At 70.9% G+C, this 23,586-nt stretch carries 21 protein-coding genes; 12 read left to right on the top strand and 9 right to left on the bottom strand.

Going from position 1 to position 23,586, the window contains the following annotated elements:
* The first annotated feature begins 184 nt into the window (after window positions 1-184).
* The 4 genes from IEJ02_RS42915 (at window position 185) to hutH (ending at window position 6,218) form a co-directional block, all read left to right on the top strand.
* Window positions 185-1,759 (top strand): cytochrome P450, encoded by a 1,575-nt coding sequence (locus tag IEJ02_RS42915; protein WP_191069738.1) that lies wholly within the window; start codon window positions 185-187, stop codon window positions 1,757-1,759.
* Between the two features lie 174 nt (window positions 1,760-1,933).
* Entirely contained in the window at window positions 1,934-2,728 is a 795-nt protein-coding gene (locus tag IEJ02_RS42910; protein WP_137978304.1) for an enoyl-CoA hydratase/isomerase family protein, read from the top strand.
* A 423-nt stretch (window positions 2,729-3,151) separates the two neighbouring features.
* Entirely contained in the window at window positions 3,152-4,276 is a 1,125-nt protein-coding gene (locus IEJ02_RS42905) for a GGDEF domain-containing protein (RefSeq protein ID WP_191069744.1), read from the top strand.
* Window positions 4,277-4,679: 403 nt separating this feature from the next.
* Window positions 4,680-6,218: a histidine ammonia-lyase gene (hutH, locus tag IEJ02_RS42900; protein ID WP_191069743.1), complete on the top strand. Its 1,539-nt coding sequence runs from the start codon at window positions 4,680-4,682 to the stop codon at window positions 6,216-6,218.
* Window positions 6,219-6,448: 230 nt separating this feature from the next.
* Here the strand turns inward: hutH and IEJ02_RS42895 are convergent, their stop codons facing one another.
* Entirely contained in the window at window positions 6,449-6,763 is a 315-nt protein-coding gene (locus IEJ02_RS42895) for a hypothetical protein (RefSeq protein WP_370467229.1), read from the bottom strand.
* Window positions 6,764-6,901: 138 nt separating this feature from the next.
* Here IEJ02_RS42895 and IEJ02_RS42890 point away from each other — a divergent pair, with 138 nt between their 5' ends.
* The 3 genes from IEJ02_RS42890 (at window position 6,902) to IEJ02_RS42880 (ending at window position 9,720) form a co-directional block, all read left to right on the top strand.
* Window positions 6,902-7,189 carry a hypothetical protein gene (locus tag IEJ02_RS42890; protein WP_275560977.1) on the top strand — a complete coding sequence of 96 codons (288 nt, stop codon included), beginning with the start codon at window positions 6,902-6,904 and terminating at the stop codon, window positions 7,187-7,189.
* Window positions 7,190-7,398: 209 nt separating this feature from the next.
* Window positions 7,399-8,676: a L,D-transpeptidase gene (locus IEJ02_RS42885; RefSeq protein ID WP_191069735.1), complete on the top strand. Its 1,278-nt coding sequence runs from the start codon at window positions 7,399-7,401 to the stop codon at window positions 8,674-8,676.
* A 255-nt stretch (window positions 8,677-8,931) separates the two neighbouring features.
* Window positions 8,932-9,720, top strand: a complete 789-nt coding sequence (locus tag IEJ02_RS42880) for a VOC family protein (protein WP_191069734.1) — start codon at window positions 8,932-8,934, stop codon at window positions 9,718-9,720.
* Window positions 9,721-9,906: 186 nt separating this feature from the next.
* Here the strand turns inward: IEJ02_RS42880 and IEJ02_RS42875 are convergent, their stop codons facing one another.
* The gene (locus IEJ02_RS42875) at window positions 9,907-11,370 is read right to left on the bottom strand and encodes a DUF2079 domain-containing protein (RefSeq protein WP_191069733.1); all 1,464 of its coding nucleotides are present in this window, start codon (window positions 11,368-11,370) and stop codon (window positions 9,907-9,909) included.
* Window positions 11,371-11,453: 83 nt separating this feature from the next.
* Here IEJ02_RS42875 and IEJ02_RS42870 point away from each other — a divergent pair, with 83 nt between their 5' ends.
* From IEJ02_RS42870 to IEJ02_RS42855, 4 genes are all read left to right on the top strand, one after another.
* Window positions 11,454-12,149 (top strand): HNH endonuclease family protein, encoded by a 696-nt coding sequence (locus IEJ02_RS42870; RefSeq protein WP_191069732.1) that lies wholly within the window; start codon window positions 11,454-11,456, stop codon window positions 12,147-12,149.
* A 259-nt stretch (window positions 12,150-12,408) separates the two neighbouring features.
* A complete protein-coding gene (locus tag IEJ02_RS42865; protein ID WP_191069731.1) occupies window positions 12,409-13,026 on the top strand; it encodes a SurA N-terminal domain-containing protein in 618 nt (205 codons plus the stop codon).
* 14 nt (window positions 13,027-13,040) lie between these two features.
* Window positions 13,041-14,045 carry a nucleoside triphosphate pyrophosphohydrolase gene (locus tag IEJ02_RS42860; RefSeq protein ID WP_191069730.1) on the top strand — a complete coding sequence of 335 codons (1,005 nt, stop codon included), beginning with the start codon at window positions 13,041-13,043 and terminating at the stop codon, window positions 14,043-14,045.
* Between the two features lie 149 nt (window positions 14,046-14,194).
* A complete protein-coding gene (locus IEJ02_RS42855; RefSeq protein ID WP_191069729.1) occupies window positions 14,195-14,614 on the top strand; it encodes a DUF6479 family protein in 420 nt (139 codons plus the stop codon).
* A gap of 130 nt (window positions 14,615-14,744) precedes the next feature.
* On the opposite strand, the gene IEJ02_RS42850 is transcribed toward IEJ02_RS42855, so the two are convergent.
* The 7 genes from IEJ02_RS42850 to IEJ02_RS42820 all read right to left on the bottom strand — a co-directional run bounded on the left by IEJ02_RS42850 (window position 14,745) and on the right by IEJ02_RS42820 (window position 21,580).
* Complete coding sequence (locus IEJ02_RS42850; protein ID WP_191069728.1) at window positions 14,745-16,118, bottom strand: tryptophanase; 1,374 nt, start codon at window positions 16,116-16,118, stop codon at window positions 14,745-14,747.
* Between the two features lie 126 nt (window positions 16,119-16,244).
* A complete protein-coding gene (locus IEJ02_RS42845; RefSeq protein WP_191069727.1) occupies window positions 16,245-17,402 on the bottom strand; it encodes a tryptophan dimethylallyltransferase family protein in 1,158 nt (385 codons plus the stop codon).
* Between the two features lie 345 nt (window positions 17,403-17,747).
* Window positions 17,748-19,094, bottom strand: a complete 1,347-nt coding sequence (locus tag IEJ02_RS42840) for a cytochrome P450 (protein ID WP_191069726.1) — start codon at window positions 19,092-19,094, stop codon at window positions 17,748-17,750.
* A 9-nt stretch (window positions 19,095-19,103) separates the two neighbouring features.
* Window positions 19,104-19,694 (bottom strand): GTP-binding protein, encoded by a 591-nt coding sequence (locus IEJ02_RS42835; protein ID WP_137978294.1) that lies wholly within the window; start codon window positions 19,692-19,694, stop codon window positions 19,104-19,106.
* Window positions 19,669-20,040: a DUF742 domain-containing protein gene (locus IEJ02_RS42830; protein WP_137978293.1), complete on the bottom strand. Its 372-nt coding sequence runs from the start codon at window positions 20,038-20,040 to the stop codon at window positions 19,669-19,671. The genes IEJ02_RS42835 and IEJ02_RS42830 overlap by 26 nt, the downstream gene beginning before the upstream one ends.
* Window positions 20,037-20,438 carry a roadblock/LC7 domain-containing protein gene (locus IEJ02_RS42825; protein WP_037954446.1) on the bottom strand — a complete coding sequence of 134 codons (402 nt, stop codon included), beginning with the start codon at window positions 20,436-20,438 and terminating at the stop codon, window positions 20,037-20,039. The genes IEJ02_RS42830 and IEJ02_RS42825 overlap by 4 nt, the downstream gene beginning before the upstream one ends.
* Window positions 20,435-21,580 carry a sensor histidine kinase gene (locus IEJ02_RS42820; RefSeq protein ID WP_191069725.1) on the bottom strand — a complete coding sequence of 382 codons (1,146 nt, stop codon included), beginning with the start codon at window positions 21,578-21,580 and terminating at the stop codon, window positions 20,435-20,437. The genes IEJ02_RS42825 and IEJ02_RS42820 overlap by 4 nt, the downstream gene beginning before the upstream one ends.
* 653 nt (window positions 21,581-22,233) lie before the next feature.
* On the opposite strand from IEJ02_RS42820, the gene IEJ02_RS42815 reads away from it, so the two are divergent.
* On the top strand, window positions 22,234-23,511 hold the full coding sequence (locus IEJ02_RS42815) for a cytochrome P450 family protein (RefSeq protein WP_191069724.1): 1,278 nt from the start codon (window positions 22,234-22,236) through the stop codon (window positions 23,509-23,511).
* The last annotated feature ends 75 nt before the right edge of the window (window positions 23,512-23,586 follow it).

Genomic DNA, 23,586 nt, shown 5'->3' with positions numbered 1-23,586 from the left:
GCGGTGCGGGTGCGGCCGGATCGTTCCGGTGGCGCTGACCGGATCGGTGAACCGGGCGCGGTGAAGGGCCCGTTGGGCTAGCCTACGTCCGCAAGATCCACTCGGTGGATCGCAGGTCCTGTCGTCGAAGTAGCACCGTCCGCGTCCGCCCGCGGGGTGGGCCCGGCGGTGTCCAGGAGCACGTGTGACCCAGCTTTACGATTCGAGTGCTCAACGTCCGGGCGCCTTACCTCCGCCGGGCTGTCCCGCCCACGGGGAGGCCGGTGCCGAACCGCTCCACGCGCCCGAGTTCGGCGCGGACCCCTTCGCGGTCTACCGGCGGCTGCGCGAGGCCCACGGCCCGCTCGCGCCGGTGGAGCTGGACAGAGGCGTACCGGCCATGTTGTGCCTGGGGTACGACACGGCGCTGGAGGTCATGCGGCGCCCCGAGACCTTCTCCAAGGACCCCCGCCACTGGCGGGCCAGGAACGAGGGCCTGCTGCCGGAGTCCAGCTACGCCCCGCAGGTCATCAGGCCCCGGCCGCAGGTCGACTTCGTGGACGGCGAGGAGCACCGGCGGCTGCGCGGCGCCATCGAGGACACCACCGGCCGGATCGACTCCAGCGCCCTGCGGAACTATGTCGAGCGCATCGCCGACTCGCTGATCGACCAGTTCTGCGAGGCGGGCGAGGCCGAGCTGATCGGGGCGTACTGCGCACTGGTCCCGATCATGGTGACCAGCCAGCTCTTCGGCTGCCCGCAGGAGATCATGGATCGGCTGCTGCGGGGTGTGGCGGCGTTCATCGACGGCTCGGACCCCTCGGGCGGGGACCGGACCTCGGGCGCGGCGCTGCGCGAGCTGATCGACCTCAAGCGGCGCGAGCCGGGCGCCGACATCACCTCCTGGCTGATCGCCCACCCGGCGCGGCTGAGCGACGAGGAGCTGGTCGAGCAGCTTCTGCTGCTGATCGGGATGGTGACCGGGGTGGTGCCCGGCCTGATCGGCAACGCCCTGCGGGTGCTGCTCACCGACGAGCGGTTCTCGGGCGAGCTGATGGGCGGCAGCATGCTCGTCGAGGACGCCCTCGACGAGGTGCTGTGGACGGACCCGCCGCTGGCCAACCTGGGGCTCTACTTCCCGGTGCACGACACCAACCTCGCCGGGAAGCGGCTGCGCGCGGGCGACGCCGTGATGATCAGCTTCGCGGCGACCAACCGGGACGCTCTGCTGAGGTCCCCGCACAAGCAGGGCAACCGGGCCCATCTGGCGTTCGGCGCGGGCGCCCACGCGTGCCCCGGCCGGTCCTCGGCCCGGCTGATCGCCTCCGTCGCGCTGGAGAAGCTGCTGGACCGGATCCCCGATCTCGCGCTCGCCGGGGAGGTCGAGGAGCTGAGGTGGCTGTCCGGGATCTTCGTACGGGGGGTGATCACGCTGCCGGTGCGGTTCGCTCCCGTTCCCAGGCCGGGGAGCCGGCGCGGGGCGCCGCCCGCCGCCCGCCCCGGGGAGCCGGGTCCGCAGGGTCAGCCGGGCGCGCAGGGACAGCCGGGGCCGCTGGGTCAGCCGGGGCCGCTGGGCCAGCGGCAGGAGGCGCCTCCGGGGACGCCTCCGCCGCCGCCCATCCCGCCGATCTCGCTGCCGTTCGCCACCGACGCGGCGTCCGCGGCTGAACCCCCGACGGGGGCGGGGCCGGGGCCGGAGTCGGAGCAGCAGGCGGAGGACGGGCAGAAGCAGCAGTCGATCCTGCTGGGTTTCCTGAACCGGTGGCGGCGGGCGCGCTAGGCGCTCCGCGGGAAGTGGCGCAAGGTGCGGTCGTTCATCCGCGGCCGCGTAACCGCACCGGGCTTCAACGAGGTCGCTCAGGCCCTGTCCGGGGGCTCACCGGTTCCGCGCGCCCCGGGGAGCTGGAATGATCGCGGGCAGTGTGTTCACGGTCGTTAACCGGGAGGGTGCGTGATGAGTGAGCAGCGGTACGGGGAGTGGGTCGCGGTCCGCAGGGACGGCTTCGTGGCCGAGCTGGTGCTGGACCGGCCCAAGGCCATGAACGCCGTCTCGTCGGAGATGGCGCGCTCCATCGCGGCGGCCTGCGCGGCGCTGTCCGAGGACCGCGACGTCCGGGCCGTGGTGCTGACCTCGACCCATGAGCGGGCCTTCTGCGTGGGCGCCGACCTCAAGGAGCGCAACTCGCTCACCGACGCCGAGATGATGCGGCACCGGCCGGTCTCCCGCGCCGCCTACACCGGGGTGCTGGAGCTGCCGATGCCCGCCATCGCCGCGGTGCACGGCTATGCGCTGGGCGGCGGCTTCGAGCTGGCCCTGTCGTGTGACGTGATCGTGGCCGACCCCACCGCCGTGGTGGGGCTGCCCGAGGTGTCGGTCGGGGTGATCCCGGGCGGCGGCGGCACCCAGCTGCTGCCGCGCCGGGTGGGCGCCGCGCGCGCCGCCGAGCTGATCTTCTCCGCACGCCGGGTGGCCGCGGCTGAGGCCCACGCCCTGGGCCTGGTGGACCGGCTGACGGCGGAGGGCGAGGACCGGGCGGAGGCGCTGGAGCTGGCCCGGGGCATCGCCGCGAACTCCCCGGTCGGCGTGCGGGCCGCCAAGAAGGCGCTGCGGCTGGGGCAGGGGCTCGATCTGCGGGCCGGCCTTGAGGTCGAGGACGCGGCGTGGCGGACGGTGGCCTTCTCGGGGGACCGCGCGGAGGGTGTGGCGGCGTTCAACGAGAAGCGACCGGCGAACTGGCCGGGGGAGTGACGGACCCGGACCGGGCGGCGTACCGGGGACCGGGGACCGGGGTACCCGACCGGGGAGTACCGAGGACCGGGGAGTACTGAGGAGCGGGGAGTACCGAGGAACGGATCCCGACCGGAGAGTACCCCGACCGGGGAGTACCCCGACCGGGGGAGTAGCGAGCCCGGACCGGGGAAGCTGACCGAATCCGGGGAATGGCCCCGGCCCGGGGGGAGCGATACGGCCACCGGGGGTGACCGTTCGCTCGGATACCCGGGGTGAACGGCCCGCAGCGGATTGTTCTCGACGTTCTTACGCTGGAGAGCAGAGCGAACGATGCATGGCCGTGAGGAATGCGAGGCCGTCGTGACGGACAACGGGGAGATCGGCGGACGGCCCGGCGGGGTCGACGGACGATTGCGGGCGGTCGTACGGCTCGCTCAGGAGATGGCGGCGGCGCACACCCCGCAGGAGTCGGTGGGCGCGGCGGCCGAGGCGGCCCGCCGCGCCCTCGACGGCAGCTTCGCGGCGATCTCGGTGTGGGAGCGGGAGCGGGGGCGGCTGCGGGTCCTGGTGAACGTGGGCGAGCTGATGACGGGCGAGGAGCGGCTGCCGGAGGACGAGTCGTACCCGGTGCACGACTTCCCGGAGATCGCCGAATTCCTGCATGAGCACTGGGCCGCGGGCGGGGAGCCGCACGCCTGGGTCGAGACGGCCGAGGGCGTGGGCACAGGAACCGGCACCGGCAACGGCACCGGCTCGGCCCCGCCCGGCGGCAGCTGGGGGAGGGTGGCGGCGTTGCGGCGGCGCGGCCGCGGCAGCTGTGTGGTGGCCCCGATCGTGCTGCACGGGCGGGCGTGGGGCGAGCTGTACGTGGCCCGGGCGGCCGGACGGCCCGTCTTCGACCGCGACGACGCCGACTTCGCGACCGTGCTGGCCTCGGTGACCGCCGCCGGGCTGGCCCAGACCGAGCGCCTGGAGGAGGCCCGCCGCCTCGCCTTCACCGATCCGCTGACCGGTCTCGGCAACCGGCGGGCGGTGGACATACGGCTGGACGAGGCGCTGGAGGCGTACCACGCCGACGGCACGGTGGTGAGCCTGGTGGTCTGCGACCTCAACGGCCTCAAACGGGTGAACGACACGCTCGGCCACGCGGTCGGGGATCGCTTGCTGGAACGATTCGGCTCATTGCTGTCTATATGTGGCGCGATGCTGCCCGGGGCGCTGGTGGCGCGGCTGGGCGGCGATGAGTTCTGCCTGCTGGGGGTGGGGCCCCCGGCGGACGAGGTGGTCCGGGTGGCCGATGAACTGTGCCGGCGGGCGGCGGAGCTGGAGCTGGGCGAGGGGGTGGCCTGCGGGATCGCCTCCACGGGCGATCCGATCGGCCCGGTGCCGTCGGCCCGCCGCCTCTTCCGCCTGGCGGACGCGGCCCAGTACCGGGCGAAGGCGGCTCGGTCGCAGAAGCCGGTTGTGGCGGGCCGGGACGGTGGTGCCGAGGACGCGGTGATCCGCCTCGCCGACACGTCTCCCGCTCACCCCCCAGAACGCCGCCGCTTCCGAGGCCGCCGCTAACCCCCACCGGGGCTGCGCCCCGGTCCCCGGTCCGGACGGGGCCGCGCCCCTGAGCCCCGGCGCGGCGGGTGCGGTGCGTTTCCTTCCCCACCCCGCCCCTTCCCGAATCCGGGGTCAGGCCCCCGGCCCCCCACCGGGGCTCCGCCCCGGCCCCACCGGGGCTCCGCCCCGGCCCCGGCGGGGTTGCGCCCCTTGGTGCCTGTGGGGCAGGGGCGGGAGGCCCATGTGTCAGGCTCTCCGGCAGTTGAGGAGCGGGGTTGGGGGCGGAGCCCCGTGTCTTCAGCCGCTCCGGCGATTGAGGAGCGGGGGCCGGGGCCTGGCCCCGGTTCGGGGAGGGGCGGGGTGGGGGAGGACAGCGGGGTGACAGGTGGGGTTTCACTCTCTAGGGTGCCTGAATATGGATATGCACACTGTGGTGGTGGGGACGTCCGGAACGACCGCCGACGATGTCATCGCCGTAGCCCGCGGCACCGCGCGGATCGAGATCTCCGAGGCGGCGCTCGACGCCGTCTCCGCGGCGCGGCAGGTGATCGACGACCTCGCGGCCAAGCCCGAGCCCGTCTACGGCGTTTCCACCGGCTTCGGCGCGCTCGCCGTGCGCCACATCAGCCCCGAGCTGCGCGCCCAGCTCCAGCGCAACATCGTGCGCTCGCACGCCGCCGGCATGGGCGCGCGGGTGGAGCGCGAGGTGGTGCGGGCGCTGATGTTCCTGCGGCTCAAGACGCTCGCGTCCGGCCGCACCGGCGTCCGCCCCGTCGTGGTCCGGACGATGGCCGCGCTCCTCAACGCGGGGATCACCCCCGTCGTGCACGAATACGGCTCGCTGGGCTGCTCCGGCGACCTGGCGCCGCTGTCCCACTGCGCGCTGGCGCTCATGGGCGAGGGCGAGGCCGAGGGGCCCGACGAAACCGTGCGGCCCGCCGCCGAGTTGCTGGCCGAGCACGGCATCGAGCCGGTCGAGCTCCGCGAGAAGGAGGGGCTCGCGCTGCTCAACGGCACGGACGGCATGCTCGGCATGCTGATCATGGCCTGCGCCGACCTCGCCCGGCTCTTCACCGTCGCCGACGTGACCGCCGCCCTCTCCCTGGAGGCGCTGCTCGGCACGGACCGCGTCCTCGCGCCCGAGCTGCACGCCATCCGCCCCCACCCGGGGCAGGCCGCCAGCGCCGCCAACATGCTGCGGGTGCTGGCCGGTTCGGGGCTCACCGGGCACCACCAGGACGATGCGCCGCGCGTCCAGGACGCGTACTCGATCCGCTGCGCCCCGCAGGTCGCGGGCGCCGGCCGGGACACCCTCGCACACGCCCGGCTGGTCGCCGAGCGCGAGCTGGCCTCCGCCGTGGACAACCCCGTGGTGCTGCCCGACGGGCGAGTGGAGTCCAACGGCAACTTCCACGGCGCGCCCGTCGCGTACGTCCTGGACTTCCTGGCCGTCGCGGCCGCCGACCTCGCCTCGATCGCCGAGCGCCGCACCGACCGGCTGCTGGACAAGAACCGCTCCCACGGGCTGCCGCCCTTCCTGGCCGGCGACCCGGGCGTGGACTCCGGGCTGATGATCGCCCAGTACACCCAGGCCGCGCTGGTGAGCGAGATGAAGCGGCTCGCGGTGCCCGCCTCGGTCGACTCCATCCCGTCCTCCGCGATGCAGGAGGACCATGTCTCGATGGGCTGGTCGGCGGCGCGCAAGCTGCGCACGGCGGTGGACAACCTGGCCCGCGTCCTGGCCGTCGAGCTGGTCGCCGCCACCCGGGGCATCGAGCTGCGCCAGGGTCTGGAGCCCGCGCCCGCGAGCCGGGCGGTGCTGGCGGCGGTGCGCCGGGCGGGCGTCGAGGGGCCGGGCGAGGACCGCTATCTGGCGCCCGACTTGGCGGCGGCGGACGCGTTCGTACGATCCGGAGAGCTGATCGAGGCCGTGGAGTCGGTCACTGGTCCCCTGGACTGAACCGGACCGGGGGCTGGTACGCCCCCGGGCGGAGGGGCCGGTACGCCCCCGGGCGAGGCCGGTACGCCCCCAAGCGGAGGCGCTGAGCGCGTCGGGCGAAGTCCGCTACGGTTCCCCGCGCCCCGCGAAGGGGCGCGCGGCTGTGTCGATATGCGGCTCCGCCGCGTGGGACCAGCCACGACGGCGCCGCAGACGGCCGACGACGCATCGCAGCACTTCCAGCGGAGCGCTTAGTACGCCTCCGGGCGGGTGCGCCGCACGGAGGCGGTCACCATCGCCACGCCCAGCCCCAGGAAGGCCGTGCCGCCGAAGAGATACGGGGTGACGTCCACGCTGCCGGTATCGGCCAGATCCCCGTCGGGCACGGCCTCGGTCCTGGGCCCGGACCCGGGCGAGCCCTCGGAGGTCCGCGAGGACGACGAGGACGACGAGGACGATCCCGGGTCCTCCACCGTGGCGTTGGCGGACGGGACGAACCACAGGGCGCACAGCAGCGAACCGGCAGCGGCGGCGGTCAGCAGCGGTCGGCGTGCGGACAACGGCATCCTCCTTGAGGCTGCGGCAAATTGACCCCGTGCGCCGATCGTAGTGACAACTGCGGGTCGCGCGGAAGCGAGACGGGTCGGCCCCCTAACCTCCGTCGCATGACGAGTACCGATACATCACGGTTTGTTCGGCTTCGCGTGGAGCTCGTAGTCGAGATCACCGATGCGGACCGGCTGCGGCGCGCGACGTACGAGCGGATCGACGGCGACGAGTCCATGGCCGCGGAGGAACGGGGCCACGCACGCCGCATGGTGGAGTCGGACGAGGCCGAGGCGCTGGCCTATCTGATCGAGCCGTTCGAGCTGGTGGAGGAGGTGCCGGGGGTCGAACTGGCCCAGGCGTCCTGGAGCAGCGAGCACATCGACTACGACCCGCGCGCCGCCGAGTGGTCCGGGGCCTTCGCCGACCTGGACGAGGACGATTGAGGGACGGCTGAGCCCGGAGGGGCGCATTCCGGGCGGCGAAGACGGCTGAGCCGTGCCGGTCCGGGTGCCGACGGGTCTTACGCTTGACTGGCGCCTTCGCCGAGTGGTCTCGCGCACAGTTTTACTGTGCGTGGAACCGACCAAAAGGTACAGGCGTTCTTATCGGGCAGGTCCGGGGTTTCTGGGGTCCAGATCAAGATCCAGGTCAAATGGAGAAGCGTGTGATGACGGACGGCAAGCGCCGTAAGGGGCTGGTGGCCGTGGCCGCCGTGCTCGGCGGCGTACTCACTCTCGCCGCGTGCGGCGGGGATGGCGGTGGCGACGACGCCAAGAACGACGGGCACAAGTCGCAGTCGCAGGTCGACGAGGCGGCGGCCAAGGACGCGTCGGACGCCCACATCAAGATCACGCCGAAGGCCGGTGCGACGAACGCGGGCATCAACAGTGACACCAAGGTCACGGTGAGTGGCGGCAAGCTCACCTCCGTCACGATGACGTCCGCGGCGACCGGCAACACCGTGGCCGGGACCATATCGCCCGACAAGACGTCCTGGAAGCCGAGCGGGCAGCTGGAGCGGGCCACCCAGTACAAGATCAGGGCGTCCGCCGAGGACTCCAAGGGCCGTAAGGCGACCGAGAACTCGTCCTTCACCACCGTCTCGCCCTCCAACAGCTTCATCGGCAACTTCACGCCGGAGGACGGCTCCACGGTCGGCGTGGGCATGCCGGTGTCCATCCGCTTCGACAAGGCGGTGACCAACAAGAAGGACGTCGAGTCCCACATCAAGGTCACCTCCAGCAGCGGCCAGCAGGTGGTCGGCCACTGGTTCGGCGCCGACCGGCTCGACCTGCGCCCGAAGGACTACTGGAAGGCGGGCTCGAACGTCTCCCTGAAGCTGGACCTGGACGGCGTCGAGGCGTCGCCCGGTGTCAAGGGCGTCCAGGAGAAGACGGTCAACTTCAAGATCGGCCACTCCCAGGTCTCCACGGTCGACGCCGAGTCCAAGGAGATGAAGGTCGTCCGCGACGGCAAGCTGCTCAAGACCATCAAGATCTCGGCCGGCAGCCCCGAGAACACGACCTACAACGGTCAGATGGTGATCTCCGAGAAGTTCAAGGAGACCCGGATGAACGGTGCGACGGTCGGCTTCACCGACGACGACGGCAAGGGCGAGTACGACATCAAGGACGTGCCCCACGCGATGCGGCTGTCCACCTCGGGCACCTTCATTCACGGCAACTACTGGGGCGCCAAGTCCATCTTCGGCAACGTCAACACCAGCCACGGCTGCGTCGGTCTGTCGGACACCAAGGGCGCGGGCGACCCCAACACGGACGGCGCCTGGTTCTACAACAACTCCCAGGTCGGTGACGTCGTCATCGTGAAGAACTCCAAGGACAAGACCATCCAGCCGGACAACGGCCTCAACGGATGGAACATGGACTGGAGCCAGTGGGTGGCCGGAAGCGCGGTCGGCAGCGCCTGACACACCCTCTCCTCACCACCGCCGGGCGGCGGTCGGCCCCAGGGCCGGCCGCCGCCCGGCTTTGTGCGGAGGGTGCGGAGGCTCTGTGTCGCGGCCCGGAAGCCGGGTGCCGCGTTCACGGCCCGTCGACGAACCGGTGCCCGCCGTAGCGGTCCCGCGCCGAGTGGCGTGACGCCCGGGCCGGAGGAGAATGGGCCATGGGGGCATCCCGTACCGGCCGCACCCGGCCGGAAGTGGCGACACGGAGGCGGCCCCATGCCCGAAGTCACGTCCTATCAGCCCGGAACGCCCTGCTGGATCGATCTGATGGTCCCCGACCAACAGGCCGCCCTGGACTTCTACTCCGGGCTGTTCGGCTGGGAGGGAGAGATCGGCCCTCCGGAGACCGGCGGCTATGCGACCTGGACCCTGAGGGGCAAGCCCGTCGCGGGGGTGATGTCCGCGCGGTCGATGGGCGAGGAGGCCCCGCCGCCGACCGTCTGGACCACCTACTTCTGCTCCGCCGACGCCCAGGCCACCTCCGAGTCCATCAGCCGGGCCGGGGGCACCGTGCTGATGCCGGTCATGGATGTGATGGACCTCGGGCGGATGCTGGTGGCGGCCGACCCGCTGGGAGCCGTCTTCGGCATCTGGCAGCCGCTCGGCTTCACCGGCGCGGGCCTCGTCAACGAGCCGGGCACGCTGATCTGGAACGAGCTCAACACCACCGACCGGGAGGCGGCTTCGGCCTTCTACGCGGAGGCGCTGGGCGTGGAGTCGACCCCCGTGGAGGGCGAGGGCGCCGAGGGCTATTTCGAGCTCTCCGTCGACGGCCGCACGGTCGGCGGGCTCCAGCCGCTGCGGGAGGGGATGCCGCCGGAGGTGCCCCCGCACTGGCTGGTCTACTTCGCCGTCGAGGACACCGACCGCCTTTCGGCCAAGGTGTCCGCCGAGGGCGGCACGGTCCTCCGGCCGCCGTACGACATGGTCGCGGGCCGTATGTCGGTGGTGAAGGATCCGCAGGGGGCGCCGTTCGCCCTGATCGCCCCGAAGCCCATGAGTTGAGCCGGCGTGAGGCCCCTGGACCCCGGGGCCTGGGGCGGAGCCCCAGTTGAGGCAACCGGTGCGGTTCGGGTGCGCCCCGAAGGGGCGCGGGGCTGTGTCGATGTGCGGCTCCGCCGCGCGGGCGCGACCGGCCACGACGCAGCCGAAGATGAACGACCGCACCTCGTGGCACTTCCCGTGGAGCGCTTAGCCCCGCTTGAGGACGAAGTAGCCGGAGGTGGAGCCGACGGGCGTGTACGAGCTGCCCGGGTGGAGCTGCCCGGCGTACTCGATCACCTGCCGCTCGGTGCGCTCCGGCGGCTCCTGGAGGGCTATGTAGTCCGGCCGTATGCCCTGCGTGGCGCCGACCCACAGCACCCGGCAGCGGCTGGTGAGCCGGCTTATCGGCCCGACGTTGGCCTCCACCGTCGCCCCGTCCGGGATCCGGTCCAGCAGCCGCTCCACCGCCCGCGTCTGGGGCGACTTGTCGTACGTGGCGCCCTGGGTGAGGCCGTACAGCGGCATGGAGGACGACAGCGCCAGGGCCGCGCCGCACACCGCCGCGGGCAGCTGACGGGCGTACGAGGCGAGCCAGGGCCGGTCGGTGTCGCGGACCCGGTCCAGGGCGTCCACCAGGGCCAGCATGACGACCGGCATCAGCACCGCGCTGTAGTGCCAGTCCGTGCCCCAGTAGTGGTCGTCGTGGGAGAGGAAGCGCCAGCCGAGGGTGGGCACGGCGGCCAGCAGCAGCGGGGAGCGCAGCGCCAGCAGCCCGGTGGTCGGCAGCAGGATCCACAGCAGGGTGCGCAGCGCGGTGCCGAACGGGATCGTGCCGGTCTGCTCGCCACCGCTGCCGACCTTGTCCCAATAGTCGTACGAACCAGCGCCGTTGAAGCCGGGGATGACGACGCCGAGCGCGAGCGCCGAGGCCGCGATGCCGAAGCCCATCAGCGCGACGGCGAGCGGGACGGCGCGGGGCCCGCGCTCGGGGTCGCGCCGGGCGCGGATCCAGACGACCGCGCCGATCGCGGCCACCGTGGCGCCCATGTCCTCCTTGACGAAGACCAGCGGGGCGGCCCACAGCAGCGCCGCGTACCAGCGCCCGCGGATCACCGCCTCCAGGGAGAAGGCGATGAGCGGAACGGCGAAGCAGATCTCGTGGAAGTCGAAGTCCACGGCGCGCTGGAGGCCCCAGGACACCCCGTAGGCGATGCCGATCGCGAGCCCCCGGCCGCGCCCCAGCAGCCGGGCGGCGACGCGGGTGACGGGGACGGCGGAGACGGCGAACAGCGCCGCCTGCGCGACCAGCAGGGTGACCGGGCCGGGGAAGAGCCGGTAGACGGGGCCGAGCAGGGCCGTTATGGGGCTGAAGTGGTCGCCGAGGATATTGGCGCCGGGGCCCTTGAGATCGGCTATGGGGGCCCGGAAGTGCGCGTACGCCCGTATCGCCTGCTCGAAGATGCCCAGGTCCCAGGACATGGTGGCCATGCGGCGGTAGCGGCAGACCGACAGCGCCGTGAAGGCGGCGAAGAGGGCGAGGGCCAGCCAGTACGGATCGGCCTTCGGATGCCGCAGTACGCCTGCCCTCGCGAGAAGCCGGGTACGCCCCCCGATGACGGCGGTCGCCCCCTCGGCGCCGGTGCCGGGCGGAGCGGTTGCGGCCGTGTCCATCCAGGGTCCTTATCGTGTGGGCGGTCTGTGCGAAAAGATACGCGAAGGGGGCGGGAAGGTTGCAGGGACGGTTTCGCATACCGATGCGAAGTTCCGCGGCGGTGCTGGCGGCGCTGCTGGCGGTCGGCGGCTGCAAGGCCGGTGACCAGGACGGCAAGGGCGCTGACGAGGGCGGGAGCGGTTCCAGTCGGCCCGCGGCGTCCGGCTCGGCCCTGGCGGCTGTGTCCTCGCTCACAGTCAAGGGCCGTGCGCCGAAGACGGGTTACGAGCGGAGCGAGTTCGGCAGCTCGTGGGTGGACACCGACGACAACGGCTGTGGGACCCGCGACGACATCCTCAAGCGGGACCTGAAGGACGTGAGGTTCCGCGACGGCCACTGCCTGGTCGCCTCGGGCACGCTCACCGACGATCCGTACACCGGCCGCGATGTCCGGTTCGTCCGCGGCCGCAGCAAGGTGGACATCGACCATGTGGTCGCGCTGTCGGACGCCTGGCAGAAGGGCGCCCAGAAGTGGGACCGGGACAAGCGCCTGGAGTTCGCCAACGATCCGCTCAATCTGATCGCCGTGGACGCCTCCGCCAACCGCCGTAAGGGCGACGGCGACGCGGCGACCTGGCTGCCGCCCAACAAGGCGTACCGCTGTGACTATGTGGCGCGCCAGGTGGCGGTGAAGAAGGCGTACGGGCTGTGGGTGACCGGGGCCGAGAAGAGCGCGATGACGCGGGTGTTGGGCGGCTGCCCCCACACGAAGCTGCCCGCGCGCTCGGGCGGGCGGTAGCTCGCGGAGGCCGGCGGCGGTCACCGCGGTTCCGGGCGACCGGCGGCGGCCACCGGTTCCGGGCGACCGCGGCGGCCACCGGTTCCGGGCGACCGCGGCGGCCACCGGTTCCGGACGACCGGCGGCGGGCCGGGAGCCGGAGGCTGACCAAGAGCGTGGTGAATCGTTGTCCAAGCAGTGGCCTAGGCCGCGCCGACTTCATACCATCGATCAACGCCAGATCGTTTGTCGCGCCGCACGATCTCTGCCGGGAGGCTCAATGATCCGCCGCCGTACTGCGCTCTCCGTCTCCGCCGCGTCCGCGCTGCTGCTCTCCGCGCCGCTGATCACCGCGTGCGGCGACGCCCCGCGGCCCGGTGCCGCGGCGGTCCTGGACGGTGGCCGGATCACCGTCTCCGAGCTCCAGGCGCAGGTCAAGGCCGTCCGCCAGGCTCAGGGCAGTGACCCGAGGGCGGCTCAGATGGTCGCGGGCAGCGGTCGGCTGGGCCAGGACACGCTGATCCGGATGATCCAGTTCCGGGTGATTGAGCGGGCCGGAAAGGACAACGGGATCCACCCCACCCGCCGCGAGGTCCAGCGCGCCCGCTCCGCCGCCGAGAAGCAGAGCGGCGGGGCCACCGCCCTGCGCGCCCTGTACCTCCAGCAGGGCATCGCGCCCGGCGGGATCGACGAGGCGGTCCGGATGGACCTCACGCGCAACGCGCTGCTGCGCAAGCTCGGCACCTCCAAGGTCAACGAGGTGTTCACCCGGACCTCCAAGGCGCTCGACATCCGGGTGAACCCCCGCTACGGAAAGTGGGACAACACCCAGGGCACCGCCGTCCTGGCCAAGGAGGCCTGGCTGCGCACCACCGGCGGTACTCCCGCGCGGGCGTAAGTTACGTTGCAAGGGTGACCGCACCTGACTCGCCCGTCCCCGCCGACGCCGCCGCCCCCACCGGGCGCATCGTCCTCCTCACCACCAGCCACCGGGTGGCGCCCGGGCTGCTGTCCTGGCCCGCCTGGCAGGCGCTGCGCGGTGCCGACCGGGTGCTCTCCGGCGATCCCGACCACCCGCAGCTGCCCTATCTGCGGGACGCGGGCGTCGAGGTGGCGCCGGGCGCACCGGGCGCGCGCGAACTGGTCGACTACTGCGTGGCGGAGGGCGGCCGCACGGCCGTCGTGATCACCTCGGCCGAGGGCGAGTCCGAGCTGACCGACGGGCTGGCGCGGCTGGCCGGATCCGGCCGGGAGGCGATGCCGGACCTGGAGCTGCTGCCCGGTTCCTACGATCTGCCGGGCGCGCGGCTGCTCGATCTGGTGCAGGTCATGGACCGGATCCGCGCCGAGTGCCCGTGGAGCGGCACCCGGACCAACGAGGAACTGGTGAAGTACGGCATCGAGGAGGCGTACGAGCTCGTCGAGGCCATCGAGGAGGGCGACCGCGAGGCGCTGCTCGAGGAGCTCGGCGATGTGCTGCTCCAGGTCGTCTTCCACGCCCGGATCGCCCAGGACGACCCCGAGCACCCGTTCTCGATCGACGATGTGGCGGGCGGCATCGTGGACAAGCTGATCCACCGCCACCCCCATGTCTTCGGCGACGAGGCCGCCGAGACCCCGGAGGACGTCCGGCGCCACTGGCTGCGGACCAAGGCGGCCGAGAAGCGGCGCGATTCGGTCACCGAAGGGGTGCCGCTCGGTCAGCCCTCGCTCGCGCTGACCGCCAAGCTGGCCTCCCGCGCCCGGACGGCCGGGCTCGACGTGGTGCTGCCGGACGGGGCGGGCATCGGCTACGAGCTGCTGGCGCTCGCGGTGCGGGCCGAGGCGGACGGCGTGGACCCGGAGGCGGCGCTGCGCGCGGCGGCCCGCGCCTACCGCGACGCGATCCGGGCGGCGGAGGCGTCCACGGCGCGGTGACGCGGGGGCTCCCCGATGACGCGGGCTCCCGGATGACCCGGGCTCCCGGATGACGCGGGCTTCCGGATGACCCGGGCGGTGACGCGGGGACGGGTGTGACTCCCCTGTGGCCGGAGTGATATCCGGGCGGGCCCGGGTACCCGGCCGCCATGGATACGTACACCGAGGATCTCGCCGTGACCCGGGACCTGCTGGTCGGGACGGGGCCGCTCATCGTCGGGCTGGTGGTCGTGATCCTGTGCTTCGGGGCCGTGTGGTGGGGGATACGGCTACGGGCCCGTGAGCCGGTCCCGCCCCAGCAGCCGCAACGCCGCGCCGGTTCCTGGCAGACGGCCCAGGAGGCCGACCACGAGGCGCGGGCGGCGGGCCATGGCCCGGGGCACCAGGACGACGAGGACAGCGTCGGCTATGTCACCCAGAACCGGGAGCCCGATGAGCTGCGCCGGGACGGCAGCCGCCGGCTCCCGTACGACCTGGGCGGCTCCGGGACCCGGGACTCCGGCAGGGGCGGCACCGAGGACCGGCCCACCTGGCGCCCGGGCAGCAGCGGCTCGTTCGGCAACGGCTGAGGCGCACGAGGCGCCGGACACACGGGACGTACGTACGACGCGGGCCCGCCACCGGTGGTGTCCGGTGCCGGGCCCGCGTGCGGTCGTGCGTGTGGTGGTGCGTCCGCCCGTGCGTGGGGCAGCGCGGAGATCAGCCCCTGACGGGCACCGGCTCCAGCGTGGCGCGGAAGTGGCGCAGGATCGGCGACTGGTCGGTGATCCGGAAGCCGTACACCTGGTCCGCGTTCTTGGCGATCTTCGCGAGCGTCTCGCCCACGTGGTCGTAGTGGCTGCGGGTGTAGACCCGTCGCGGCAGGGCGAGCCTGACCAGCTCGTACGGCGCGCTCTTGATCGGGTTGCCGTGCTCGTCCTCCTCACCGAGGTAGAGCGACCCCAGCTCGGCCGAGCGGATGCCGCCCTCCAGGTAGAGCTGGCAGGCCAGGGCGTGGCCGGGGTAGTGGTGCGGCGGGATGTGCGGCAGCAACCGCCCGGCGTTGAGGTAGAGCGCGTGCATGCCCGGCGGCTCGACGATGTCCACGCCCGCGGCGCGGACCCGGTGGGCGAGGTGGGAGGCGATCTCGGCGCGCTCGGCGAGATAGCTCGGCTCGGTCACCTCGGTCAGCCCCTGCGCCATCATGTCGAGGTCGCGCCCGGCCAGACCGCCGTAGGTCGCGAACCCCTCGGTGGCGATGAGGAGCAGCTCGCACTTCTGCGCGAGCTCCGGGTCGTTGGTGCCGATGAAGCCGCCGATGTGGACGATGCCGTCCTTCTTGGCGCTCATCATGCAGCCGTCCGTCAGGCGGAACGCCTCCTCCGCGACCTGCCGGGGGGTGCGGTCGCGGTAGCCCTCCTCATGACGGGTGACCAGCCAGGCGTTCTCGGCGAACCGGGCGGCGTCCAGGAAGAGCGGCACCCCGTGCTGACGGCACAGGGCGGCCGTCCGCTTGAGGTTCTCCATGGAGACGGGCTGGCCGCCGCCGCCGTTGTTGGTGATGGTCATGACGACCACGGCGACCCGGGAGCCGTCGGGTCCGGACAGCGTCCGGGCGAGCGCGTCCAGGTCGATGTTGCCCTTGAACGGGTCGGTGCTGTCGAGGTTCTTGGCCTCGGGGCACGGCAGGTCGCGCGCCTCGGCGTCGTTCAGCTCGACATTGGCCCGGGTGGTGTCGAAGTGGGTGTTCGACAGCACGAGGTTGCCGCGCTCCAGCAGGGTGGTGAACAGCACGCGCTCGGCGGCGCGCCCCTGGTGGGCGGGGAGGATATGGGCGTAGCCGGTGAGCTCGGTGACCGTCTCGTGGAAGCGGTAGAACGAGCGGGAGCCCGAGTAGGACTCGTCGCCCGCCATCCCCGCGGCGAGCTGGGCGGCGGAGAGGGCTCCGGTGCCCGAGTCGGTGAGGAGGTCGATGGTCACCTCTTCGGCGCGCAGGTCGAAGAGGTTGTAGTTGACACGCTTCAGCGCGGCTTCGCGCTGCTGCCGTGTGGTGACGGGTATCGGTTCGACGACCTTGATCCTGTACGGCTCCACGCTGCCCCTGCTCCTGTCTGTTCGTCGTTCGGTGTTTCGGCGTGCTCGGCTTGCTCGGCGTGCGGTGTCCCGGAGTTCGGTGTCCCGGCGTGCTCGGCGTGCTCGGAGTTCGGTGTTCCGGCGGAGTTACAGTCGAGCCCGCACCCGGTCACGGGTGGGGACCGTCTCGCGGGGCGGCCGGGTCTCGTACGCCTCGGAGGAGACGTAGACGGTCACCCGCCGCGGCCGGCCGCGCTGGTGGACCAGTGCCAGATAGGCGATCAGCCCCACGCCGTCGCCGAGGGGGCGCGGGTTCACGGCGGCGAGCGCCCGGTCGAGGGCCGCGCTGTCCATGCCATTGCCGCGCAGCACGGCCACGGCCCGCTCCCGCGCCTCGCCGTCGTGCCGGACGTAGTCGCGGACGGGCACGTGGAGCGTGTATCCGCTGGGCAGTCCGGTCGCCGTCTCCGTGAAGGAGTGGCAGGTGAGGGCGGGGCGCCCGGTGAGCCGGTCGGCGCCCTCGCCGTCAGCGCCCCCGCCGTCGGTGAGGTCTCCGGCGGGGAGATCACCGACGGTGCGGAAGAACTCCTCCAGCCGCTCCCGGCGCGGTGCCGGGGTCATCCGGGGCAGCGAGCCCGCCTCGGCGGCGGACAGCCCGGGGTGCTTGAGGTAGACCTTCACCCGCGGGGCGTCCCAGTCGCCGAGGTCCAGGGCGAAGAACGGGAAGCCCTCCGCCCGGGGCAGCGAGTCGAACGCTTGGCCGTGGCCCAGCCTCGCCAGCGCCTCGCGGACCGTCTCGGCGGCCCGGTCGGCGCCGTTCGCCGAGGGGTTGAGGTAGACCTTGACCCCGGGGACCCCGCCGGGGCGGAGCTCCAGGGCGCACCACAGGGCCAACGGGCCCTCGGGGGAGGGTGGGAGGAACAGGTCCTCGATCCGGTCGAGCTGGTCGGTCGAGAACCCCCAGCGGTCCGCCATGGCGTGGATCGACCGCAGACCGGCCCGGCCGTTCTCCGCCAGGTCGTCCCCGCTGGAGCAGCCCGGCTCCACCAGCACCCGCAGGTCCGGGGCCCGGCCAGGCAGGAAGGCCAGGGAGAACTCCACGGGGCTGTGGTCGTCGGCGAGGAAGGTGCGCGACGGGGGTGGCAGCGCCAGCGGCTGTCCGGCCGCGGCCCCCAGACTCTCCATCAGCACTCCGGCGTACGCGGCCGTATCGGCCTCGCTCAGCCCCGCCACGTGGCACAGCCGGGTCAGCTGGCCCGTGGTGAGGTCACCCAGCAGTGCTTCACCCGAACGGAAACCGTTCATCGAACCTCCCGCTGAATCGAGAGGAACGGCTGTTTGGGTTTGGGCGGCGGGGAAACCCGGTGTTCCCGTCCTACGAGAAGATACCCGCCCCGTGGGGCGGGTATCCGGGCTCCCATCGCGTGTGCTTTCGCGAAATTAGGGTAGGTGTTCGATTGGCCGCAGGGGTGGGGGTGCGGTCGGGATATGAGTGAAACCGCTGATCGTCGACCGACAGTGATGTCGTCGGCGGCGGGAGACCTCACGACAGCTCCTCTTAGATTTTGGCCAACATAAATTGCGCAACACTGCCTACCCGTCCATTTGAACATTCATGCGGTATGAAATGGGTTCCCGATGTGACCTATATCACGCTCGCCACCAGGAGAGGAACGAACTCCACAAGCCGCCCTTCTCCTGCTTATTCTGGGTGTGGGCGCGATGGTCAACCGTGGGGATCTGTTGCTGCGTAACGGGCTGTTTATCCGTACGTATCGGAGTGAATCGGGCAGGCAGTGCGGTCAGCCCTCGGTTGAAGGGACCGGGGCGCCACGTCAGGCTCGACTCGGGTACCGCCAGCTCGATGTCCGGCAGCTTGTTGAGCAGTTTCTCGATGGCCACCACGCCGATCAGCTGAGCGGTGTCCTTGGCCGGGCAGGCGTGCGGACCGGCGCTCCATGCCAGGTGAGCGCGCTTGCTGAGCTGCTGCCGGGAGGCGGACAGCGCGGGGTCGCTGTTCGCGGCCGCGATGGAGATCAGCACCAGATCGCCCGCCCGCAGCCGGGTCCCGGCGAAGTCCACATCGGTCACCGGGTAATGCGGAGCGTAATTGGCCATCGGCGGGCTGTTCCACAGCACATCGTCGAGGGCGTCCTCGACCAGCAGCCCGGCCCCCGCGTACCGCTCGTCCGAGAGCAGGAGCAGCAGCGCGTTGGCGATGAGATTCCGCTGCGGTTCGGCGCCGGCGCCCAGCAGCAGCACCAGCTGATGAACCATTTCGCCGTCGTTCAGCTGGGCGTGGTGCTCCATAAGCCAGGAGGTGACATCGTCCCCCGGCTGCTTGCGCTTCAATGCGACGAGTTCGGCGATGCTCTGGCCGAGGACCTCGTTCGCCTTTTCGGCGTTGATGCCGTCGAACATTCCGGAAATACCGAAGATGACCCGGTCGCCGATCTCCGCCGGGCATCCGAAAAGCTCATTGAAAACAAACAGCGGCAGCAGTTTGGCATAATCATTGAGCAGATCGGCCGAGCCGCGGGAGACGAACTGGTCCATCAGATAATCCGCGACACGTTCGACATGACGGCTCAGCCGATGCGTATCCACCCGGGCCAGGCTGTCGGTCACCGCCTGACGCAGCCGCATATGCTCGGCACCGTCGGTGAACATGCAGTTCGGCCGGTACTCCAGCAAGGGGACGACCGGATTGTCCCGGGAGACCCTGCCCTCGTTGTAGTCACGCCAGCGGCGCGAGTCCTTCCGGAAGGTGTCCGGGTTCTGCAGCAGCTGGAGCGCCGCCGAGTAGTCCGTGACCAGCGTGGCCTCGACGCCCGGGGAGAGCTCTACCGGTGCGGTCGGGCCGTACGAGCGCATATACGCGTAGTAGGCACCCGGATCGGCGGTGAACTCCGGCCCGTGCAGCGGCACCCGCTTGCCACTGCCATGGGCGGGGCAGCCGGGCGGTGGCGCCACCGGAAAATCCGATTGCATGTTCATCAGGAGCTCCTAGCGGGTACGTTCCTGTAGGTAACGGACAAGCGTTATCAGCGCGTTGGCCGATGACTTCTCGTCACGTGCGTCACAGGTGACGATCGGGGTCTCGGGCAGCAGGTCGAGCGCCTCGCGCAATTCGTTGTCGGGGCGGACCGGTGTGCCGTCGAAGTGGTTGACGGAAATCGCATAGGGCAGTCCGTAGTGCTCCACCAGGTCGATCACCGGGAAGGATTCCTTGAGCCGTTCCGGGTCGACGAGGATCAGTGCCCCGAGAGCGCCTCGGGTCATGTCCTCCCACACCTGGACGAAGCGCTCCTGTCCGGGCGTGCCGAAGAGATACAGGACAAGTCTGTCGCTGAGCGTGAGCCGGCCGAAGTCCATGGCCACGGTGGTCGTGGTCTTGCCCCGGGTGCCCATGAGGTCGTCGATATGGGCTCCGGCCTGAGTCATCCGCTCCTCGGTGCGCAACGGAGGAATCTCGGACATGGTGCCGATGAACGTCGTCTTTCCGACCGCGAAATGCCCCACGACCAGGATCTTGGCCGCGATCTGCACCGCTTCGTTCAGATAGACGTCCTCATCCGAAACGGGCCTGGAGCCCATCCAGCACCTCCTGAAGGAGCGAAACGTCGACAAGCTGCGCGGGAGGCGCGGGTGCGCGGGTGACGAGGTATCCGTCCGAGGAGAGATCGGACAGCAGGACCTTCACGATGCCGATCGGAAGTCCCATGTGTCCGGCTATCTCCGCGACCGAGAGATAACCACCCGAGCACAGCTCCAAGAGCCCGCGCTTCTCCGGGTCGAGATGGCTGGGGGGTCTCTGTTCGGAGGCGGTGACCAGCGTGATCAGGTTGAACTGGTCGTTCTCCGGCAGCCCTCGACCGTTGGTGATGACGTACGGTCGCACTAATTGGGCGGATTCGGGCTCCTGCTCGCCTGGTGCCGTCATGCCTGAATTCCGGTGTTTTCGCGAGGCGGTGTGGTCAGCGCCTTGCCGAGCTGCCCGACAAGCTGCTGCATCCGGAAGGTGATGTCGGCCATGTCGACATCCGGCGCGGAGGAGACCGCCAGGTACGCGCCCTCACCCGCGGAGATGAGGAAGACCCAGCCACCGTCGAACTCGACCAAGGTCTGGCGCCACGTCATATGGGGGCCACCGCAGAAGCCGGCCATGGTGCGGCTCAGCGACTGGATGCCACTCATTGCCGCCGCGACGGTGTCGGCCTCGTCCTTTTTGACCTCTTGAGAACGGGCCATCAGCAGACCGTCGGCGGAAACCAGGATCGCATGACGAGCCCCTGGAACTTCCAGGGCGCTCTCAAGCATCCATGACAGGTCGTTGTTCACTGAGGATCATGCCCTTCCCTGTTCGGGTTTGCTGCTGAGCGGCCGGACTGTGTGCCGCGCTGGAACGCGCCCATGATCGATGCGGTTTCCTCGCTGGTCCGGGCCGCGGCAGTGGTGGAGTCCGCTCTCGGGACGATGGAAATCGCGCCCTTACGGCGACGCTTGGGCAGGCCCCCGGCGGTGGAACCGCTCACGGTGGAACTGGCCACGGCGGAACCGCTCGGCTCCGGGTGCTCGGCCGCGGCGGGAGCGTGGGTCGTCGGCTGCTCTTCCGGCTCGGGCATATTGGTCAGAAGGTCCTCGGGGAGAAGCACGACCGCGCGAACACCACCGTAGGGAGAGGCCGAATCGACGGACACCGTGAAGCCATAGCGCGCGGCGAGCACACCGATCACCGCGAAACCGAACTGCGGCGGATTGCCCAGTCCCGTTACACCGGTGGCGTGCGTGGCCGAGAGCAGCTTGTCCGCCCGGTTCTTCTCCTCCTCGTTCATACCGACGCCGGCGTCGTCGATGATGACGCAGACGCCCTTGGGGACAGTGCGGATGGTGATGTCGATGGGCGAGTCGGGCGCGGAGTAACTGGTCGCGTTGTCCAAAAGCTCGGCCAGCGCCAGCGCCACCGGTTCCACGGCCCGGCTGACCAGGGCGAAATTGCTCTGCGAGCGAATTTCCACCCGGGTGTAGTGACGGATGCGGCCCTTGGCGCTGCGCACCACGTCGTACACCGAGGCGACGGCGCGCTGCCGGCCCAGCCAGCCGTCACAGAGCACCGCGATGGACTGCGCACGCCGACCGAACTGCGAGTTCATGTGGTCGATCTCCAGGAGGTCCTGGAGGATCTGGTGCTCGCCGTACTTGTCCTGCGTCTTGGAGATGGCCAGCTGCTGCTCGTTGGCGAGGCCCTGAAGGGTACGCATGGCGGACTTCAGCGCGCTCTTGGTGGCCTCTTCGGCGCGGGTGTGGGCCTCCTGTACCGCCTCGGCGTAATTGTTCTCGAGGTCGGCCGCGCGTTTCTCTAGCTCCGCCTTCTCCTGGCGCAGATTCGCTCGCGCCTTTCGCCCGCGGATAATGGCGGTGGCGGCGAGAGGCGTGCCAGCGATCAGGGCCCAGAGCGCTGGATCCTGTAGATATTGCGTCATTGAGACTCTCTTTAAACGACTAGACCGCCAGGGACTTTAGGGAGGTGTGGTGCGTTATGCGTCTGGAAATGGTCGGAGCGGCGGTAAGTCAGCGCCCGTACGGCGCCCGCGGGTTCCGGGGACATCGCACTCGTCTTGCCGACGGCAGCGCACAGGCGTCGGTGCGCCGGAACGGCTCCGTATGCCCGACTGGCGGCATAATGCTCCTCAGAGTGGGGATCCTCTCGGCGTGATGCGCCGGATCGCCGTGTGTCTTACGCGCCCTTGGCTCGCCTGGCAAGCGCGGTGATCGTATCACCGGTATCACTGGGCCCCGTGCATGTGCCCCAGTCTCATTCGTTCACCTGACGTCGTTTCAGCCACACCCCTGGTTCACCGCGTTGACCGACGTCAGGGCGGTTCCCGAGGGGTCGTAACGGGGCGGCGCGGGCATCCGCCGAACGGCGGCGCCAGCCATCAGATATCCGGGCATTCGGACCGGGCTGTGTGTGGGCGGTGAAGGGTGTGTGGAGATGAATGGGGAATTCCGCTAACTGTTCATCCCCTTCATGACGCCCTTATTCTCTTTGTTCTGCTTATTCCCTTATTCCTCTTGTCTGCCGTTACTTCCGGCAGACCGGGGGAGGGTGGCCCCTCGCCGGTATCGTCGGGGGGTGTCGGAACAGCCCCGTGACAGCTCCGCTCCCACCCTCTTCACCTGGGAGTTCGCCAGCGATCCCTACCCCGCGTACGCCTGGCTACGCGAACACGCCCCGGTGCACCGGACCACGCTGCCCAGTGGTGTGGACGCCTGGCTGGTGACCCGTTACGCCGACGCCAGGAGGGCGCTGGCCGATCCCCGGCTGTCGAAGAACCCCCAGCTGCACAGCGCGGCGGCCCATGCCAAGGGCAAGGTGGGCATCCCGGGGGAGCGGCGCGCCGATCTGATGACACATCTGCTCAATATCGACCCTCCGGACCACACCCGGCTGCGGCGGCTGGTGTCGAAGGCGTTCACCCCGCGCCGGGTGGCCGCGTTCGCCCCCCGGGTGCGGACCCTCACCGATCAGCTCATCGACGCCTTCGAAGAGAGGGGAGAGGCGGACCTCATCCATGAGTTCGCCTTCCCCCTCCCTATTTACGCCATCTGCGATCTGCTCGGGGTGCCGCGCGAGGATCAGGACGACTTCCGGGACTGGGCGGGCGCGATGATCCGGCACGGCGGGGGCCCGCGCGGCGGAGTGGCCCGCGCCGTGAAGAGGATCCGCGCGTATCTGGGCGAGCTGATCCACCGCAAGCGCCTGGAGCTCGCGGAGCGCGCGGAAGAAGAGGACGGGGAGGACCTGATCTCGGGGCTGATCCGGGCCAGCGACCACGGGGAGCACCTCACCGAGAACGAGGCCGCGGCCATGGCCTTCATCCTTCTCTTCGCCGGCTTCGAGACGACCGTCAATCTCATCGGCAACGGCGTCTACGCGCTGCTGCGCCATCCGGAGCAGCGCGCCCTCATGCAGCGGGCCCTGGAAGAAGGGGACGAGCGGCTGCTCGCCGCCGGGGTCGAGGAACTGCTCCGCTACGACGGACCCGTGGAGATCGCCACCTGGCGGTTCGCCACCGAGCCGCTCACCCTCGCCGGGCAGCGCATCGCCGAGGGGGAGCCGGTGCTGGTGGTGCTCGCCGCGGCTGACCGGGACCCCGAGCGGTTCGCGGAGCCGGACGTGCTCGATCTCACCCGCCGGGACAACCAGCACCTCGGCTACGGCCACGGCATCCATTACTGTCTGGGCGCCCCGCTGGCCCGGCTGGAGGCCCAGACCGCGATCGCCACCCTGCTGCGGCGGCTGCCCGGGCTGCGGCTCGCGCTGGATCCGGACGATCTGCGGTGGCGCGGCGGGCTCATCATGCGCGGGCTGCGCACGCTCCCGGTGACCTGGAATTCCGCGGACGGCTGAGACCTGAGGAGACGGGCGGCCGAGGCCCCCAAGGCCCGTACGGCCGGACATACGTGACGAATGATCAGCCGTGTG

The organism is Streptomyces sp. 5-10, assembly GCF_014712245.1.
Taxonomy (GTDB): domain Bacteria; phylum Actinomycetota; class Actinomycetes; order Streptomycetales; family Streptomycetaceae; genus Streptomyces; species Streptomyces violaceusniger.
The sequence above is the reverse complement of the archived record's forward strand: the minus strand, read 5'-3'. Positions and strand labels throughout refer to the sequence as shown.